The sequence below is a fragment of the Paenochrobactrum sp. BZR 201-1 genome (assembly GCF_044987585.2).
Classification (GTDB): Bacteria; Pseudomonadota; Alphaproteobacteria; order Rhizobiales; family Rhizobiaceae; genus Paenochrobactrum; species Paenochrobactrum pullorum.
Genome location: NZ_JBJDRZ020000021.1, coordinates 37,739 through 53,915, shown reverse-complemented (window position 1 = coordinate 53,915; position 16,177 = coordinate 37,739). Strand labels below are relative to the sequence as shown.

Genomic DNA, 16,177 nt, shown 5'->3' with positions numbered 1-16,177 from the left:
CCTGATGTCTGAAGCACACGATAAGCCCTGCGGGAACAGGGCTTATCTGCCATATTTATGCTTTTCCGGCGGCTGGTTCGCCTAAATCCCAATAAAGCCCTGCCATCATGCCAAGCGCTTCACGCGCAATGGATAAAGGCATATGTTCGTTAGGCGCATGTTGCGAGCAGCCCGGATAAGAATGCGGCACCCAAATCGTCCGCATGCCCAATATATCAGAAAAACTGTCATTAGGCAGAGACCCGCCCAGATTAGGCAATAAAGCAGGCTTTTTACCGGTTGTTTTTTCAAGTGAATTAAGCGCCCATGTGACCCATGGATCCTCCGGATCCAGTCTTGTCGCAGCAAAAATCTCTTCCTTCGACAATTCAACTTTCACCATTGAAAGTCCTTGGCGTTGCAAATGTTTACGAACGGTCGGCACAACATTATGCGGATCAACACCAACCACAAAACGCAATTGCAAACGCGCCCACGCGCGCGGCGGGATTGCATTGACCGGCGTGCGTGGATTACCCGCTTCCATGGCAAGCACTTCCAGCGAACACCAACCAAAAACCCGCTCTTCGGTTGTCAAACCCGGCTCCCCCCAGTCGGGATCAACTTCCGGCCCGTCTATACCACCATCAATTTTGCAATCTTTCAGTGCATTACGCACTGCTTGAGGCAGGGCTTCCGGCACCAATTCAGGTAATCGCACTTGGCCCGTCGGCCCCACCAGACTTGCCAAAGCATGTGCCAATTGTACTGCCGGATTTGACAGAGCACCGCCCCAATTACCGGAATGATGCCCGCCCTCACGCGCGTCGATCGTGAGATCAAAAGTAACGCCACCACGAGAGCCTAAAAAAATCGTCGGGCGATCCATATTAAGCCTTGGCCCATCGGATGCGATCAGCAGATCAGCCTTCAGCTTGTCTTTATATTTATGGCAAATTTCACGCAAACCCGGTGAACCGCGTTCCTCACCCATTTCAATCAGATATTTGGCGTTGAACCCTAATTTGCCACGTGTATCGAGAACTGCCCTCAAACCCGCCATATTAATCTGGTGTTGGCCTTTATTATCAACTGTCCCTCGGCCGTATAAAAACCCGTTTTTCTCTTTCATTTCCCACGGAGACAAGCCATCTGCCCACTCATCATCAAGGCCGCGAATGACATCGCCATGCCCATAACCCAAAACGGTAAGCAATCCCTCGCCTTCAATCCGCTCGGCATAAAGAAAAGGCAGATCGAGATTATCGTGATAGATAATTTCGGTCGCAAATCCCATTTCTTGAAAAGCAGGGATCATTTCATCATGCAAATAAGCATGAAGCGCATCCAATCGCTCACTATTCTGGCTTTCGGTCGGGATAGCAACACGACGGGCTAAATCTTCTTTAAACTGACCATTATCAAAATAGTTGGTCGCAGCAGCAATACTGGCTTCACGGCTCATGAGTGCATTTCCTTCATTGATATATGGGAGCGTTGTCCAGCCAGAAAACAAGCTACCTCGCGTCCGTCATGACGGATTAGAGGCGGTTGATCTCTGCGACATTGTTCTGTGGCCAGATGACAGCGCGGATTGAATACGCAGCCCAATGGTGGATTAAGCGGATCGGGAAAAGCCAAACCAAGCCCTGTGTCAGGTATCGGCAGTCCGGGCACCGGTGTCAGAACGGAACCCAACAAAGCGCGTGTATAAGGATGCTGCGGATCGCTGAACAAACGCGCTGTGTCAGACAGTTCAACTACTCGCCCCAGATACATCACCGCAACGCGGGTCGCGATATGCTCGACCACGGCCAGATTATGGCTGATGAAAACATAAGTAAGGTTCAGCTCGTTACGCAAATCCATCAAAAGATTGAGAATTTGAGATTGTACCGAGACATCAAGCGCCGATGTCGGTTCATCACAAATGATCACATCGGGCCGCATGATCAAGGCACGGGCAATCGCTACACGCTGCCGCTGCCCGCCGGAAAGTTCTTTTGGGTACCGATCAGCAAAACGTGCAGGTAAACCAACCATATCCATAATTTCAAGCGTCTTTTTTCGCCGCTCTTGTGTTGTTCCAATCCCATGGACTTCCAGCGGGAAAGCAACGATAGAAGCCACCGTACGGCGCGGATTGAGCGATGAAAAAGGATCTTGAAAAACCGGCTGCACCTGTTTGGCCATCGCTTTGCGGTCCAGTTTGGCCAGATCGGTCCCGTTGAAGGAAATATGGCCGGTCGACGGTGGCATCAGCCCCAACAACATGCGTGCGAACGTGGATTTACCACACCCGGATTCACCCACAATTCCCAGAACCTCGCCCTTTTGCAAAGAGAGACTGATGCCGTTGACCGCGTGCAAAATACGCTGTTTTTTAAACAGGCCGGCGTTGATTGCAAAAGAACGCGTAACATTATTAACTTCAATGAGCGTTTGCATGTACCGCCTCCTTATAAATACAACGCCAGTTATGCTGAGCGAACTGATTGACCGGCGGATTTTGATGACATTCAGTTTGCGCAAAAGCACAACGATCACGAAAGGCACAGCCTTCGATTTCACCGATAAGAGAAGGCACAACACCCGGTATAACACCAAGCTTGCCGCCCGGCGCAGTTTTACCGGGTAGCGGGATGCAATTCAGCAAGCCGTTAGTATAAGGATGACGAGGATCATTGAAAATATCGGCGACTGGCCCCTCTTCAATGATCTGCCCCGCATACATCACCGCCACACGATCAGCGATACGGGCAACCACACCCAGATCATGGGTGATCAGTATAAGTGAAATGCCGAACTCTTCACGCAACTCACTCAACAACAGCAGAATTTGTGCCTGAATAGTCACATCAAGTGCAGTTGTCGGCTCATCGGCAATCAATAATTCGGGCCCGCACATCAGTGCCATTGCAATCATCACGCGTTGACGCAAACCGCCCGATAATTGATGCGGATATTGCGACAAACGCTCACGCGCCGAAGCAATGCCCACTTTATGCAGCAAATATTCCGCCCTCTCCTGCGCTTCTTGCATGCCGCTTTTTCGATGACGCTTATAACCTTCAGTCAGCTGGTCGCCGATAGTATAAGCCGGATTAAGCGCTGTCATCGGTTCTTGAAAAATCATCGACAAACGATCCCCGCGCAAAGCAGCGATCGTTTTCTTTTTGTTATGCAGCTCCATATTATCGAAACGAATTTCGCTGGCATTGCGACTTGCAGCCTTGGGCAATAAATCCATAATCGCCAATGAGGTCATAGATTTACCGCAGCCGGATTCACCAACAATGCAAAGTGTTTCACCCCGTTTGATCTCGAAGGAAATATCACGCACCGCATGAAGCGTACCCGAAGAGGTTCGGATATCCACACTGAGATTGCGCACCGTTAAAAGATTATCTGTCATATCAGCGCTCCTCCGGTGCAAAGATGTCTCGCAAACCGTCACCGGTCAGATTGATCGACAGAACCAGAATACCAAGTAAAGTTCCGGGCAATGCAATCATCCAGAAAGCAAAAAACATGTAGTTTTTGGCTTCTGAAATCATCAACCCCCATGAAGGTATCGGCGGCTGCACCCCGAGCCCCAAGAAGGACAAGGATGCCTCCAGCAAAATAGCACTTGCCGCTTCCAGCGTTGCCACCACGATCAGATGAGGCAACACATTGGGCAGTACTTCTCCGAGAATGATACGAGGCGTGCTGGCACCGATGGCCTGTGCCGAGGTGACATAATCCATCGAGCGCGCTTGTTGTGTTGCACTACGCATCACCACTGCAAATCGATCCCATTTCAAAAGACCCAAAACCAGAATAATAATCGGTAATGAACCACCGAACAAAGCGACCACTGCCAGCGCTACCAGCATCACCGGCATGGCTAGGCGGGTTGTGACAATAAAAGTGACAACGAGATCGGTTCGCCCGCCAAAATAACCAGCAAGAAGACCAAGCGCGGAACCAATAATGCCTGAAATGACCATCACTGACAGGCCGATCAGCAGCGAAATACGCGTGCCGTAAACCAGACGCGAATAATAATCCCGCCCCAGATTATCTGTGCCCAAGATGTGTTCGAATGTGCCTTTAGGATACCAGACCGGCGGCAGGCTTCGCTGCGTCAAGTCCTGCACATAAGGATCATGGGTTGCCAATAGAGGTGCAAAAATTGCGATTAAAATCAGCAGCAATAAAACGCCGCCGCCAAGTAACAGCGAACTTTGTCCGAAGATACGCTTACGTAAACGAGCACCGGCGCTGATTTCAGTGGTTGTTGGCAAAGCCATTGAAGTCGAATTTGTCATATTTATTGCCCCCGCAATCGTGGATTAAGCCACGCATTGGCGATATCCGACAATAAAGTGAGCAGTACATAGACAACCGACAGGATCATTACCACAGACTGGATGACCGGAAAATCTTTATGAATAATGCCCTGATACGCAAGGAAGCCAAGGCCATCGAGGGCAAAGATGGTTTCAATCACTACCGAGCCACCAAGTAGATAGCCGAGTTGAACGGCTGTTAAAGCCACCACCGGCATCACCGCATTGCGTAATGCATGTTTGAAAATCACCGAAGTCGATGAAAGCCCTTTGGCGCGTGCTGTCCGGATATAATCCGATGACAGAACTTCAATCATGCCCGCACGTATCAGCCGCATAAAAGCCGGCGTTACATAATAGCCAAGCGCAATTGTTGGCATGATATAATTCACCCAACTGGCGCTGCCGGAAACCGGTAACCAGCGTAGATTAATTGAAAAAATCATTACCAAAATCAGTGCGAAGAAGAAGTTGGGCAGTGCCTGACCAACAACGGCAATGGAGAGACACAACCGGTCAACCCATGTATTGGAATAAACAGCAGCTAATACGCCAAGCGGAAATGAAATAAGCAAGGCAAAGGCAATAGAAAAAAGGCCGAGGCTCAAGGTAATCGGCATTTTCGCTGTAATTAACGGCAGAACATCTGTTTTATAAAAAACAGACTGACCAAAATTACCTTGCAAAATTTGCCCGAGCCAAAAGAAATATTGCACAAGCAGCGGCTGGTCGAGACCATGACGGACACGCGCCGCCTCGATATCAATATCACGCGCGCCCTCGCCTGCAATAGCAATAGCGGGATCACCTGAAACACGGAGCAGAATAAAAGCGATAGCGGATACAGCCAATGCAACAAGCAATGCCAGTCCCAGTCGCTTTAAAATAAAAAGCGCCATTCTGACCTCATAAAGCTGACAGAGACTTCCGCAGTGATGCGGAAGCTCTATGCGTTAGTGAGTTAAATGTGAAATGCCGGTAAAAGCGGAAATTAATTCCAGCTCATTTCCCAGAAACGTGGCATTTCATCGGGATAGGCTTTGAACTCCAAATCTGCCGTCGTCACATAATAAACCGGCAGGGAATAAAGCGGCAGAACCAGTGCTTTATCTGCAATTAAATTCAAAGCTTGCTTGTAAACAGCTTTTCTTTCTTCCGGATCAATGGTGGTATCACCCTTTTTCAACAGATCACGCACTTCCGGATCACGGACGATATCATCACCCTCAAAGGCCATATAAACCGGCGTTGAAGCGGAGACATCATTGACCGAGAATGAGCCCCATGTCTGATGGGTAAGGCCAACTTTATCACCGCGCACCAGTTCACGCATCGCTGCATATTGCAGGAAATGCAGATTGACATTGATGCCGACCGCTTTGAGATAATTGATCATAGCCTCTGTCTGATCACGTTCACGATAGGCTACAATTTCCAAGTTCAGCCCCTTACCAAATCCAGCTTCGGCGAGAAGTGCTTTCGATTTTTCCGGATCATATTCATAAACAACCGCACCCTCATCTGTGCAGCCAAATTGTGAAGGGAAACAGAAAGTGTTGAGCACACGTGCACCCTTGCCAACTATCTGTTCGGTCATGGTTTTACGGTCAATTGCATGGCTGATTGCCTTGCGTACACGGATATCCTGCAACTCTTTATTAGGTGTCGTTTCACGCGAATTCATCTGCATGAAAGCAATACGCATCGTTTCACCGGATGTTACTTTGAGATGCGGCACAGCCTCCATCTGCTCGGCCTGATCTTTCGGCACATGCATGATAAAATCAACACCGTCGGAAAGTACTTCCGCCGCTTGGGTCTGGCGGTCAGGGATAAAACGGATATCAACCTTTTCGATCACGCCTTGTTTTTTAGGTGAATCGGCAAAATAATCAGTGTTTTTCTCCAGTGTAACAGATTTACCCATATCGTAACTGGTCACTTTAAACGGACCGGTACCCACTGGTTTTTCATTCATTCCCTTTGGGCCAGCCTCGGCATAATATTCATTCGGATGCATGACGACGGGGCCGGAAAGATATTCAATAGCCGCCGGGAACACTTCCTTGGTCACAAGGCGGACGGTATATTTATCAACCTTCTCCGCATGATCAATCCAAGATACATTTTGCTGGGTGATCACGCCATTTTCAGGTTTTGAAACAAAATTAAGCGTGAAAACAACGTCGTCAGCATCAAACTCTTCACCATTATGAAATTTGATGCCTTCACGCAATTTGAACTCAATTGTTTTATCGTCAATCTGCTTCCAGCTTTCAGCGAGTTGACCTTTATACTCACCGGTATCAGGATCACGATAAACTAAAGTATCCCACACATGCTGGCCGATAATCACGCCAATGCGGACATTATTAAAATAGGGATCAAGACTTTCCGGTGCCTGATCATAAGCAAAGCGTACAGTATTATCCGCTTTTCCGGCAAGAACCGGACTGCTTAAAGCTGCAATCGAAATAATGAGACTTGCTGCCGCAATACCAGCTTTTAAAAATCCTGAATTCATCTTTCCCTCCCAATAGAAATATTATTTTTATAATTAATTTAATTCCCGTTTTTTATAGCACTGATCATGTGACAGCTTGCCCCTTGCTGCAATATCAATTGTGAGAATATTGTATTGCTGAAACGGCAATGGACGGGGGAAACATATGCTGCCAAACAGTTTGAAATATTTCTTGGAGGTCGCAAAAACCGGCTCTGTCAATGGCGCTTCAGAGCAATTAAATGTTGCAAGTTCTGCAATCAGTCGCCAGATCAGCTCGCTTGAAGCCAAACTGAAGTTGCAGCTTTTCGAGCGCGGCTCATCAGGCATGACCTTAACACCGGCAGGTGAAAAATTAGCCGATTATACCCGTAGAGCTTTGCTTGATTCCGATGAAATCATCAGTGATCTGAGCAATCTGCGACAAGATTATTTCGGTAAAATCAGGGTTGCTGTCAGTGATGGTATTGCCAATGCCTTGTTAGCGGAAGCTATTTTTAATTATAGGAAACAGCATGCAGCCATAGAGTTTGAGGCATTTGTCGCCTCACCTTCCGATGTTGGCCGCCTGGTACGTGAAGGTCAGGTTGATGTCGGCATTACATTTGCACTTACCAATCTTCCACCCGTCAATATTGTCAAACGCTTCAGCATGCAAACCATTGTGCTTGTACATCCGGAACATAAATTGGCAAACTACGAATATGTAACATTACAAGACATCCAGCCCTATAGTGTTGCACTTCCTGATATCTCGACCTCACTGAGGAAAATCATCGACATCAGGTGCGCGGCAGAGGGCATAAGATTGAATGTCGCTATGACATCGCCGCACAGTGCCAGTTTAATACACTTTGCGCGTTTAGGCGGAGCTATTGTATTCTGTGCCCATATTACCGGCATTACATGGATTAAAGACGGCTATCTCGTCGCCATTCCGTTTCGTGAAAATGCAGGGATGGACCGAAGTATCCTTGCCATCACAATGGCAGAGCGCCAACTACCTAACCGGATATCAGCTTTCATTGACTGCATTGATGATTGCATGCAAGATTATTCTAAAATCAAGGCTGCGGCAGTGAGATGAACCTCTCTGCCACAGCCTTGATTTTTATAGATAAATATGATTACCCGAACATCTGCTTGACCAGCTCATGAACACGCTTGAACGCAGCTTCTGCACCGGCAACAACCTTGCCTTCTTCATCTTCACTTAAGTCAATATCATCAAGTGCTTGCGTAAATGTACGCCAATGCAGGCCACGACCTTCAGGCGCGCCGGCCAAATGACGGGCACCAAATTCTTCTGAGAGTTCAATCTTCTGTGCAGCCTTGAGCAAGAAAGCCGCGCCCATATTGGAGCCTTCAGCAACATAGAGCCAGCCCAAAGCAGTCGGGAGATCTACATCATTGCTATTTGCAAAAGCCGGTGCATCAGATGTTTCAGGAACAGAAACTTCCAAGTCAGCCAAATCTTCGCCAATCAATCCAAAACGACGGCGACCTTTGAGATCAGGCAACAATGCATCAAGTTTTTCATTGTCATAAAGCGCGTCAATATCGCGATGAAACAGATGCTGAACTTTCAAAAAGCGCGAATATCTTTCGCGATCCTTAAATGGTTCACCCGCCATGATCGATTTATCCAGCGTATCGTGCGTGCCGGTTGTTACGGCCTTCAAACGCTTGGAGCGCGGCAAATCTGTTGCGGTTTCAAGAGCAATGGCTTCACTCATAACAAGGCTTTCTAAATTTAAGAATCAACTCGGATAAGAGTTGATACTATCCTCATCGTGCAAAAACTAGATTTATTTTATCACCATTAAAGCAGACATGCCATTTCAGTCACAACAAGATTTTTGTTCGTCTGTTTATCTCATGTTTTCATCTTGATAATTCAAAACTAAACACCGGCAATCCAAGTACGACGCACTTGAAGCTGGTCATCAAGATGAACCAAATCCGCGCGCAAACTTGCCCGCACATAGCCACGATCATTAAGCCTTAAAAAACGAGCCGGATAGGATGTCGCCATGGCAAGTGATGTGGCAAGGCTCAAGTCCAGCCTCTCGACGCCAAATCGCACAGCCGATGCCATATCAAGATCGGAGCCGGCAAAGGTGCCATCATCAAGGGTCAGCTTTGGTAAACCTTCGCCAACACTGCGGCGCACAATGCGACCATGCAGATCAAAACTGTTTTTATCCGAGCCAACCAAGCCCATAGCATCGGTGACGAAAAACAATTTTCCCTCACCCATATTGGCATGTTTGGCACGAATGGCCACCCGCAAACTCATCGGGTCAATATGATGACCGTCCGGAATAATGCCACCCCAAACGGATGGATGGTCAAGCGCTGCACCAACCACACCCGGTGCACGGCTGCCAAGCTGGCTCATCGCATTGAACAAATGCGTCACACCACGTGCGCCAGCATCAAAAAGCTTTGTTGCAGCTTCGGCTGTCGCATCCGTATGGCCAAGGCAAACGATCACGCCATTGGCCGATAGTTTTTCAACCTGCGTAACGTTTACCTGCTCTGCTGCCATCGTGACCAGCAAAGCGTCAATATGGTTTGCAGCTTCTACCATTGCCGCCACATCATCATCGCTGAGAGGGCGCATGAATTTCGGCAAATGCACACCCTTACGGGCTGGTGCAATATGCGGGCCTTCCAAATGCAAACCCACAATACCTGCATCATCATTGGCAAGTGTGATGGCTGCTTCAATGGCTCTAAAAGATTTTTCCTGCACGTCGGTGATCAATGTAGGCAACATGCTGGTCGTGCCGAATTGGCGATGCGCTTTAGCCATAATGCGCATATTTTCTGCGGTTGGCGCATCATTGAGCATGATACCACCACCGCCATTGACCTGCGCATCAATAAAGCCCGGCGCTAAAATGCCGCCATCCAGATTGATTTGCGGCAGGTTTTCATCAATCTCATTTTCAGCAACAATGGCTTCAATGCGCCCATCGCGAACAATGACAGCCTTATGATTAGCCAAGCGTTCGCCGTCAAAAATTCGTGCGCCTTTTAAACTATAAGCATTCATCAGACTGTCTCCGTCATTGTTTTATGCCATCCCTTGTATTTTAAGCGTAAGCGCTTCAAATACATATTGACAGAAGGCGATAAAAGCCGCCTATGCTCTCGCTATTCTCTTGAGCATTAAGCTCATTTTCATTCTTATCGGACAACCGGAATGACCACAGAATTTGAAGTGACCGCCACACCTTCTGCCGATGATCTTGCCTTTGTGGGCCAACAATTATCGGCCTTCAACGATGCCGATGTTGGCGCCTCAGATCGTAAATCGCTTGCCGTTTTCGTGCGTGATGAGAATGGCAAAATACTGGCTGGTATTTCCGGATATACAGCTTGGGGCTGGCTTTATATTCAATGGCTTTGGGTCGATAGCTCCTTGCGCGGCCAACGTATAGCTGGAAAAATGTTGCAGGCTGCAGAAGACGAAGCGCTGGTACGTCACTGCCATGGTGCGCTGATTGATACATTCAGCCCTGTCGCCAAAATTGCGTATGAGCGCCAGGGCTATCAGGTCTTTGGCGAGTTGCCCGATTTTCCAATCGGACGCACCCGCAGTTTCCTTAAAAAACGTCTCGCGAACGCCAGCTAACCAGATGATTAACCGGCCAACCGGCCGCCGGTCATAGGTGCCGGCACGCCGGTTGTGCCCGGATAGCTGATCGGCAGCCCACGTAATGCGCGCACAGCCAGAAATGCAAAACATTCTGCTTCCACAGCATCACCGCGCCAGCCAAATGTTTCCGCTTGCACCGCTTCAACACCTGCACGTTCACCCAGCATCTTCATCATCGCCGGATTATGACGACCACCGCCACTGACAGCCAGACCCTTCGGGCGATGCGGCAATAAATCCAGCGCTTTACCGACAGCACTTGCAGTGAAAGCGGTAAGCGTGGCAGCACCATCTTTCAATTCCAAACCTTCAGCCATCTTTGCGCCAAAGTCAAAACGATCCAGTGATTTTGGATATGGGGCGGTCAGATATTTGTGTTCCAGCAATTTGGCCAGACGTGTCTCATCAACAGTGCCTGCAAGCCCCAATGCGCCATCACGATCCATATCAGCGCCGGTGTGAGCTTTGATAAAATCATTCAGCGGTGCATTGGCAGGGCCGGTATCAAAAGCAACAACTGCATCTACACCATCCCACCAAGTTACATTGGCAACGCCCCCCAAATTAAGCACAGCTGTGTCACCGCTGGCATCGGCAGATTTCAGCAATGCCGCATGATAAACGGCTGAAAGCGGCGCACCCTGCCCACCTGCACGCATATCGGCACTGCGGAAATCATAAACAACTTTAGTGCCGAGCAACTCACTCATCAAAACACCATCGCCAAGCTGGCGGGTGTCGCCCAAACGATCTTTAGTTGGGGCGCGATGCAGCACTGTTTGGCCGTGAAAACCAACCACGCCGATATCAGCCATCGTCAGGCCGCTTTCATTGACCAGTTCACGCACGGCTGCGGATTGTGCTCTGGTCAATGCTTCTTCAGCCGTTTTAAAAATTTCCGGCTCCGGCCCGTCAAAACTCCATTTCAGTGCCTGCGCTAAGGTTTCTTCCAACAGATCACGGATTTCCTGCGGATAAGGTTTAAGCGCATAGGCACCAAACTCGGTGACGGTCTCGCCGTCAGTTTTTAAAAGCGCCACATCCACATTGCCATCAAGAACAGTTCCGGTCATCAGACCAGCGGCCCATACAGGTTGTCCAATAGGTTGCATGGCTTAAACTCCTAGCCTTGAGAGATAAGATCGCCGACAGCAATGCGCAGCGACACAATTTGACTGTCAAAATGACGGGTAGGATGAATACGATTGGTGAGCAATGTCCATGCCCGATTTTTTTCAAAATCAATCCATAAACCAGTGCCGGTAAAACCGGTATGGCCGATTGTTTCTGCCGAACAGGCAGAGCCACCAGACCAGCCTTGATGCGCCCGTTCAAAGCCATGCGTACGGCTTGATGATAAAGGTGTCCGCATCCAGTCAATCACCTGTTTGCTGGCGCCGCGCCCATTCAACAAGCCTTCGCCGAAATCGAGAACGGATGCCGCAGTGCCAAACAGACCCGCATGTCCTGCTCCTTGCAAGGCGGAGCAATTGTCATCATGTACTTCGCCGCAAAGCACACGGTGGCGCCAAGTGCAATCTTCGGTCGCAGCCGCCATATCGGCATCAATCCCCCAAGCAAAACCAGCACCCGATTCCATTTCACGGATAGTTTTGCGTGCAAGACGCTCCAGCACGAAGCCCAACAAAATGAAATTGATGTCGGAATAAACCGGCGCACCGGCCTTCCATTCGCGCTGCATGATGAAAGTGCGCAGTAAATCCGCATCACGACCATAAGTATAAATGGGTTCGACCGCCGGAAAGGGTGTCTGATGCCCCAAACATTGGCGGAATGTTACCTTCCGCTCCCATGCATTGGCATTATATTGGCGCAAATCCGGCAAATGGCTTATCAGAGGCGCATCAAGATCAATGACGCCTTGTTCTGCAAGTTCCAGAATATGCGGCGTGGTGAAAAGCACTTTGGTGAGTGATGCCAGATCAAACCATGTATCTTCATGCATGGCGCGTTCTGACGGCTCAATTTGCGCCCGCCCGATGGCTTGAATTTTGCGCCTGCCATCAGCTTCAACCAGACCTAAAACGGCACCTGGAATCCGGCCGGCAGCAACCGCTTCTTCAACAACACCAAATGCTTGGGCAAAAATTTTGCTCATCTTATGCCTCAGCTCTCGCCTTATGATCGGCACCGTAATTCAGCCAATGAGCCGCTGGCGGTTCATAGCCTAACGGGCGCACCAATGACGGCACCTGACGTGAATCCAGCGTAAAATGCTCGTTGCGCTTGGTAATACTCGGCACGGCCGAAATCAAACGCTTGGTATAAGAATGTTGCGGCTTGGAAAGCACAGAAGACGCATCACCGATTTCAACAATCTGACCAGCATAAACAACCGCAATGCGATGTGCGATACGTTCCACAACAGCCATATCATGCGAGACAAAAAGATAAGCAAGGCCATATTCTTTTTGCAAATCGACAAGTAGTTCAAGCACTTTTGCCTGTACGGACACATCAAGCGCAGAAACGGCTTCATCAAGCACCAGCACGGATGGGTTGAGCATCAACGCGCGCGCAATACACAAACGCTGACGTTGCCCACCGGAGAACTGGTGCGGATAACGCAGCAAACTATCTTCCGGCAATCCAACGCGCTTTAGCAACGCGATCATCTTGGCCTTCACTTCTGGTGTGCGGCTGCCGCCCGCGGCAATAACCGGTTCAGCCAGAATTTCATCAACACGCAGACGCGGATTGAGCGAAGCATAAGGGTTCTGAAATACCATTTGCACTGGCTCATCAGCATTGCCATGCGCTGTTTTCACCACATTGGTTTCAAATGTACCGCGCGTTGCTTTGACAAGCCCCAAAATGGCACGTGCAGTGGTGGATTTACCCGATCCACTTTCACCAACAATGGCCAGTGTTTCACCCGGCATCAGGTCAAAATCGACGCCATCCACCGCGTGTACATTGCCGGTTGTGCGTGAAAAAAGACCGGACTTGACCGAGAAACGAACCGTCAGGTCTTCCACTTTAAGGGCTGGCTTTTCTGTGTCTTCTTGCGGACGATGATAATCGTGGCGTACGGCAGCACCGTTTTCAAAATGCGGTACAGCCTGCAAAAGATGCTGCGTATAGGCATGTTGCGGACGATCCAGTACGTCAGAGATCGCGCCCTGCTCAACCACCTGACCGGACTGCATCACCATAACTTTATCGGCAATTCCAGCCACAAGACCAATATCATGCGTGATGAAAATCATCCCCATATTGGTTTCGCGCTTCAATTCACTCAGCAAGGCCATGATCTGTGCCTGCACAGTTACATCAAGCGCAGTTGTCGGCTCATCAGCAATCAGCAAGCGCGGGTTACAAGCCAGCGCGATAGCAATCATCACACGCTGCAACATACCGCCGGAAAACTGGTTCGGGCTATATTTCAAACGGCGCGCCGCATCCGGAATACGTACCCGATCAAGCGCGTCTTTTGCAGCCGCATGAGCCTGTTTACCCGTCAAACCACGATGAAGACGGAAGGATTCCTCAATCTGCGTCCCGATGCTCAAAACCGGGTTAAGCGAGGTCATCGGCTCTTGAAAAATCATGCCGATTTCCGCACCGCGGATTGTCGTCAGTTCTTTTTCCTGAGCCGTTGCCAGATCAATGATCGAGCCGTCAGCATGCTGGAAAAGCATCGAGCCACCAATGATGCTGCCGCCGCCAAAATCTACCAGACGGTTGACCGAAAGCGAGGTCACGGATTTACCCGAACCACTTTCGCCGACAATCGCCATTGTTTCACCGGCGTTCAAATCAAAGCTGACACCGCGGACAATCTCATTGGCTTTTGGATCACGCCCGAAACCGACGCGCAGGTCTTTAACAGAAAGAAGAGCACTCACGATGCAGTCCTCCGCGTCTTTGGATCGAGAATATCGCGCAGCGCATCACCGAGCAGGTTGAAACCGAGAATGCCAATCATAATGGCAAGAGCAGGGAAGATCAGCAGCCATGGAGCGCTTTCCATCAGGTTTCGCGCATCGGCGAGCATCAGGCCAAGTGATGAGGCCGGAGGCTGTGTACCAAGGCCGAGGAAACTCAAACCGGCCTCTGTCAGCAATGACCAAGCCAATGCCAGTGTGATCTGTACGGTCAAAGGCGCCACCAGATTAAGCAGCAAATGGCGCGTTAAGATGTAAAAACGACTACTGCCAAATGTGCGCGCGGCATCGACAAAATCACGCGAGCGCAGTGACAATGCAGGGCCACGCACAACACGGGTGAAAATCGGCGTATAGACAATCGCAATGGCTGCAATGCTGGTGCCGACACCCGGTCCCACCACGGTGATGATCAGAAGTGCAAGCAAAATCGCGGGAAATGCCAACAGCACATCCATCAAACGCATAACAGAGCCATCCCACCAACGGCCAAACCATGCGGCGGTCAAACCCAGCACCGTTCCTGCAAAAGCAGCAATAGCGACAGCCGCAAAGCCTACCATAAAGGATTGCGTGATACCGGTCATCAAACGGCTCATCACGTCACGACCAAACAGATCAGTGCCCATCCAATAAGCACTATTCGGCGCTTGCAAACGGGCAAGACGATTTTGCAGCAACGGATCATACGGGGTCAATCCGACATAGCCCATCACGGCGACGATCAAATAGACGAGGATAATAATCCCACCGATGCGTCCGCTCGGATGGGAAAAGATCGAACGAAGAAGTTGCATCAGCGTTCCTCCATCCGGATACGCGGATCGAGTGCCACATAGGCAAGATCAACAAGCAAATTAACAATCATGAAATTGAAAGCGATAAACAAAACTGCACCTTGCACCATCGCATAATCACGCTGCAAAATAGCTTCAAGAACCATGCGGCCAAGCCCCGGAAGCGCATAAATCTGCTCGACAAGCACTGCGCCACCCAAAAGATAGCCAAATTCCACACCACACAATGTCACCACCGGTATCAGCGCGTTGGGAAGTGCGTGGCGCCAGATCACTTTGCGCGCAGGTACACCTTTACTGCGTGCTGTACGCACATAATCATCGCTCAAAACATCAAGCATAGCAGATCGTGAAATGCGCGTGACTGCCGCGGCAAATGCAAAACCAAGGGTCAAAGACGGAAAAATCAGTTGACCAAGATTGGATATCGGATCAACCCAGATCGGCACAAATTCACCCATTGTCGGCAAAACACCGAAGCCCGCAGACAATACATAAATTACCAAAAGACCAAGTACAAAACTTGGAGTGGACTGACCAATCATCGCAACAATACGTACAATCAAATCAGATGGGCGCTCATTGTGGGTTGCCGCATAAACACCGGCAGGCAAGCCAAACGCCAAAGCAATGATCATCGACATCAGCGCCAATTGCAGCGTCAGCGGAAAGCGCTCCAAAATGACATCAAGAACAGGCTTACCATAAGTAACCGATATTCCCATATTGCCTTGCAATACGCCGGTCAGCCAATGCCAGTATTGCGCCAGCCAGCTACGGTCAATGCCGAAATATTCTGCCAATGCCTGACGTTGCTGCGGCGTCAGAAGCCCTGCTTCTGTACCCAGCATCGCAGTGATTGAATCCCCCGGCACCATGCGGATGGAGACAAAAACCAGAATAGAGACTCCGACCATGACCAATGGAAATGTCACTAGCCGCCGCGTCAGGTAACTCATAGTGGCAGACCTTATCAATGGGAAGATCAC

Annotated in this window: 15 protein-coding genes; 2 read left to right on the top strand and 13 right to left on the bottom strand. The window is 49.6% G+C overall.

The window, feature by feature from the left end; all coding sequences use genetic code 11:
* Window positions 1-55: 55 nt before the first annotated feature.
* The 6 genes from ACI0FR_RS12665 to ACI0FR_RS12640 all read right to left on the bottom strand — a co-directional run bounded on the left by ACI0FR_RS12665 (window position 56) and on the right by ACI0FR_RS12640 (window position 6,837).
* A complete protein-coding gene (locus ACI0FR_RS12665; protein WP_404908001.1) occupies window positions 56-1,444 on the bottom strand; it encodes a M20 family metallopeptidase in 1,389 nt (462 codons plus the stop codon).
* Window positions 1,441-2,427: an ABC transporter ATP-binding protein gene (locus tag ACI0FR_RS12660; RefSeq protein ID WP_374833087.1), complete on the bottom strand. Its 987-nt coding sequence runs from the start codon at window positions 2,425-2,427 to the stop codon at window positions 1,441-1,443. Before ACI0FR_RS12660 ends, ACI0FR_RS12665 begins: the two co-directional genes overlap by 4 nt.
* Window positions 2,411-3,394 carry an ABC transporter ATP-binding protein gene (locus ACI0FR_RS12655; protein WP_404908005.1) on the bottom strand — a complete coding sequence of 328 codons (984 nt, stop codon included), beginning with the start codon at window positions 3,392-3,394 and terminating at the stop codon, window positions 2,411-2,413. The genes ACI0FR_RS12660 and ACI0FR_RS12655 overlap by 17 nt, the downstream gene beginning before the upstream one ends.
* Window position 3,395: 1 nt before the next feature.
* On the bottom strand, window positions 3,396-4,292 hold the full coding sequence (locus ACI0FR_RS12650) for an ABC transporter permease (protein WP_404908008.1): 897 nt from the start codon (window positions 4,290-4,292) through the stop codon (window positions 3,396-3,398).
* Between the two features lie 2 nt (window positions 4,293-4,294).
* Entirely contained in the window at window positions 4,295-5,212 is a 918-nt protein-coding gene (locus tag ACI0FR_RS12645) for an ABC transporter permease (protein WP_374833081.1), read from the bottom strand.
* 92 nt (window positions 5,213-5,304) lie between these two features.
* Window positions 5,305-6,837 (bottom strand): ABC transporter substrate-binding protein, encoded by a 1,533-nt coding sequence (locus tag ACI0FR_RS12640; RefSeq protein WP_404908012.1) that lies wholly within the window; start codon window positions 6,835-6,837, stop codon window positions 5,305-5,307.
* 145 nt (window positions 6,838-6,982) lie between these two features.
* Here ACI0FR_RS12640 and ACI0FR_RS12635 point away from each other — a divergent pair, with 145 nt between their 5' ends.
* A complete protein-coding gene (locus ACI0FR_RS12635) occupies window positions 6,983-7,903 on the top strand; it encodes a LysR family transcriptional regulator (RefSeq protein ID WP_404908015.1) in 921 nt (306 codons plus the stop codon).
* Between the two features lie 40 nt (window positions 7,904-7,943).
* On the opposite strand, the gene ACI0FR_RS12630 is transcribed toward ACI0FR_RS12635, so the two are convergent.
* Together ACI0FR_RS12630 and nagA are read right to left on the bottom strand one after the other, a co-directional pair.
* Entirely contained in the window at window positions 7,944-8,552 is a 609-nt protein-coding gene (locus ACI0FR_RS12630; protein ID WP_404908017.1) for a biliverdin-producing heme oxygenase, read from the bottom strand.
* Between the two features lie 167 nt (window positions 8,553-8,719).
* On the bottom strand, window positions 8,720-9,877 hold the full coding sequence (gene nagA / locus ACI0FR_RS12625) for an N-acetylglucosamine-6-phosphate deacetylase (RefSeq protein WP_404908019.1): 1,158 nt from the start codon (window positions 9,875-9,877) through the stop codon (window positions 8,720-8,722).
* Between the two features lie 150 nt (window positions 9,878-10,027).
* Between nagA and ACI0FR_RS12620 the strand changes: the two genes are divergently transcribed.
* Window positions 10,028-10,459, top strand: a complete 432-nt coding sequence (locus ACI0FR_RS12620) for a GNAT family N-acetyltransferase (protein ID WP_374833071.1) — start codon at window positions 10,028-10,030, stop codon at window positions 10,457-10,459.
* Between the two features lie 8 nt (window positions 10,460-10,467).
* Here ACI0FR_RS12620 and ACI0FR_RS12615 read toward each other — a convergent pair whose 3' ends face one another.
* From ACI0FR_RS12615 to ACI0FR_RS12595, 5 genes are read right to left on the bottom strand one after another with little or no spacing between them, the layout of a single operon-like run.
* Window positions 10,468-11,595 (bottom strand): anhydro-N-acetylmuramic acid kinase, encoded by a 1,128-nt coding sequence (locus ACI0FR_RS12615; RefSeq protein WP_404908023.1) that lies wholly within the window; start codon window positions 11,593-11,595, stop codon window positions 10,468-10,470.
* Window positions 11,596-11,606: 11 nt separating this feature from the next.
* A complete protein-coding gene (locus ACI0FR_RS12610) occupies window positions 11,607-12,602 on the bottom strand; it encodes a serine hydrolase domain-containing protein (protein WP_404908025.1) in 996 nt (331 codons plus the stop codon).
* 1 nt (window position 12,603) lies between these two features.
* Window positions 12,604-14,352 (bottom strand): ABC transporter ATP-binding protein, encoded by a 1,749-nt coding sequence (locus ACI0FR_RS12605; RefSeq protein ID WP_404908028.1) that lies wholly within the window; start codon window positions 14,350-14,352, stop codon window positions 12,604-12,606.
* The gene (locus tag ACI0FR_RS12600) at window positions 14,349-15,188 is read right to left on the bottom strand and encodes an ABC transporter permease (protein WP_374833063.1); all 840 of its coding nucleotides are present in this window, start codon (window positions 15,186-15,188) and stop codon (window positions 14,349-14,351) included. The genes ACI0FR_RS12605 and ACI0FR_RS12600 overlap by 4 nt, the downstream gene beginning before the upstream one ends.
* Window positions 15,188-16,147: an ABC transporter permease gene (locus ACI0FR_RS12595; protein WP_404908031.1), complete on the bottom strand. Its 960-nt coding sequence runs from the start codon at window positions 16,145-16,147 to the stop codon at window positions 15,188-15,190. Before ACI0FR_RS12595 ends, ACI0FR_RS12600 begins: the two co-directional genes overlap by 1 nt.
* Between the last annotated feature and the right edge of the window lie 30 nt (window positions 16,148-16,177).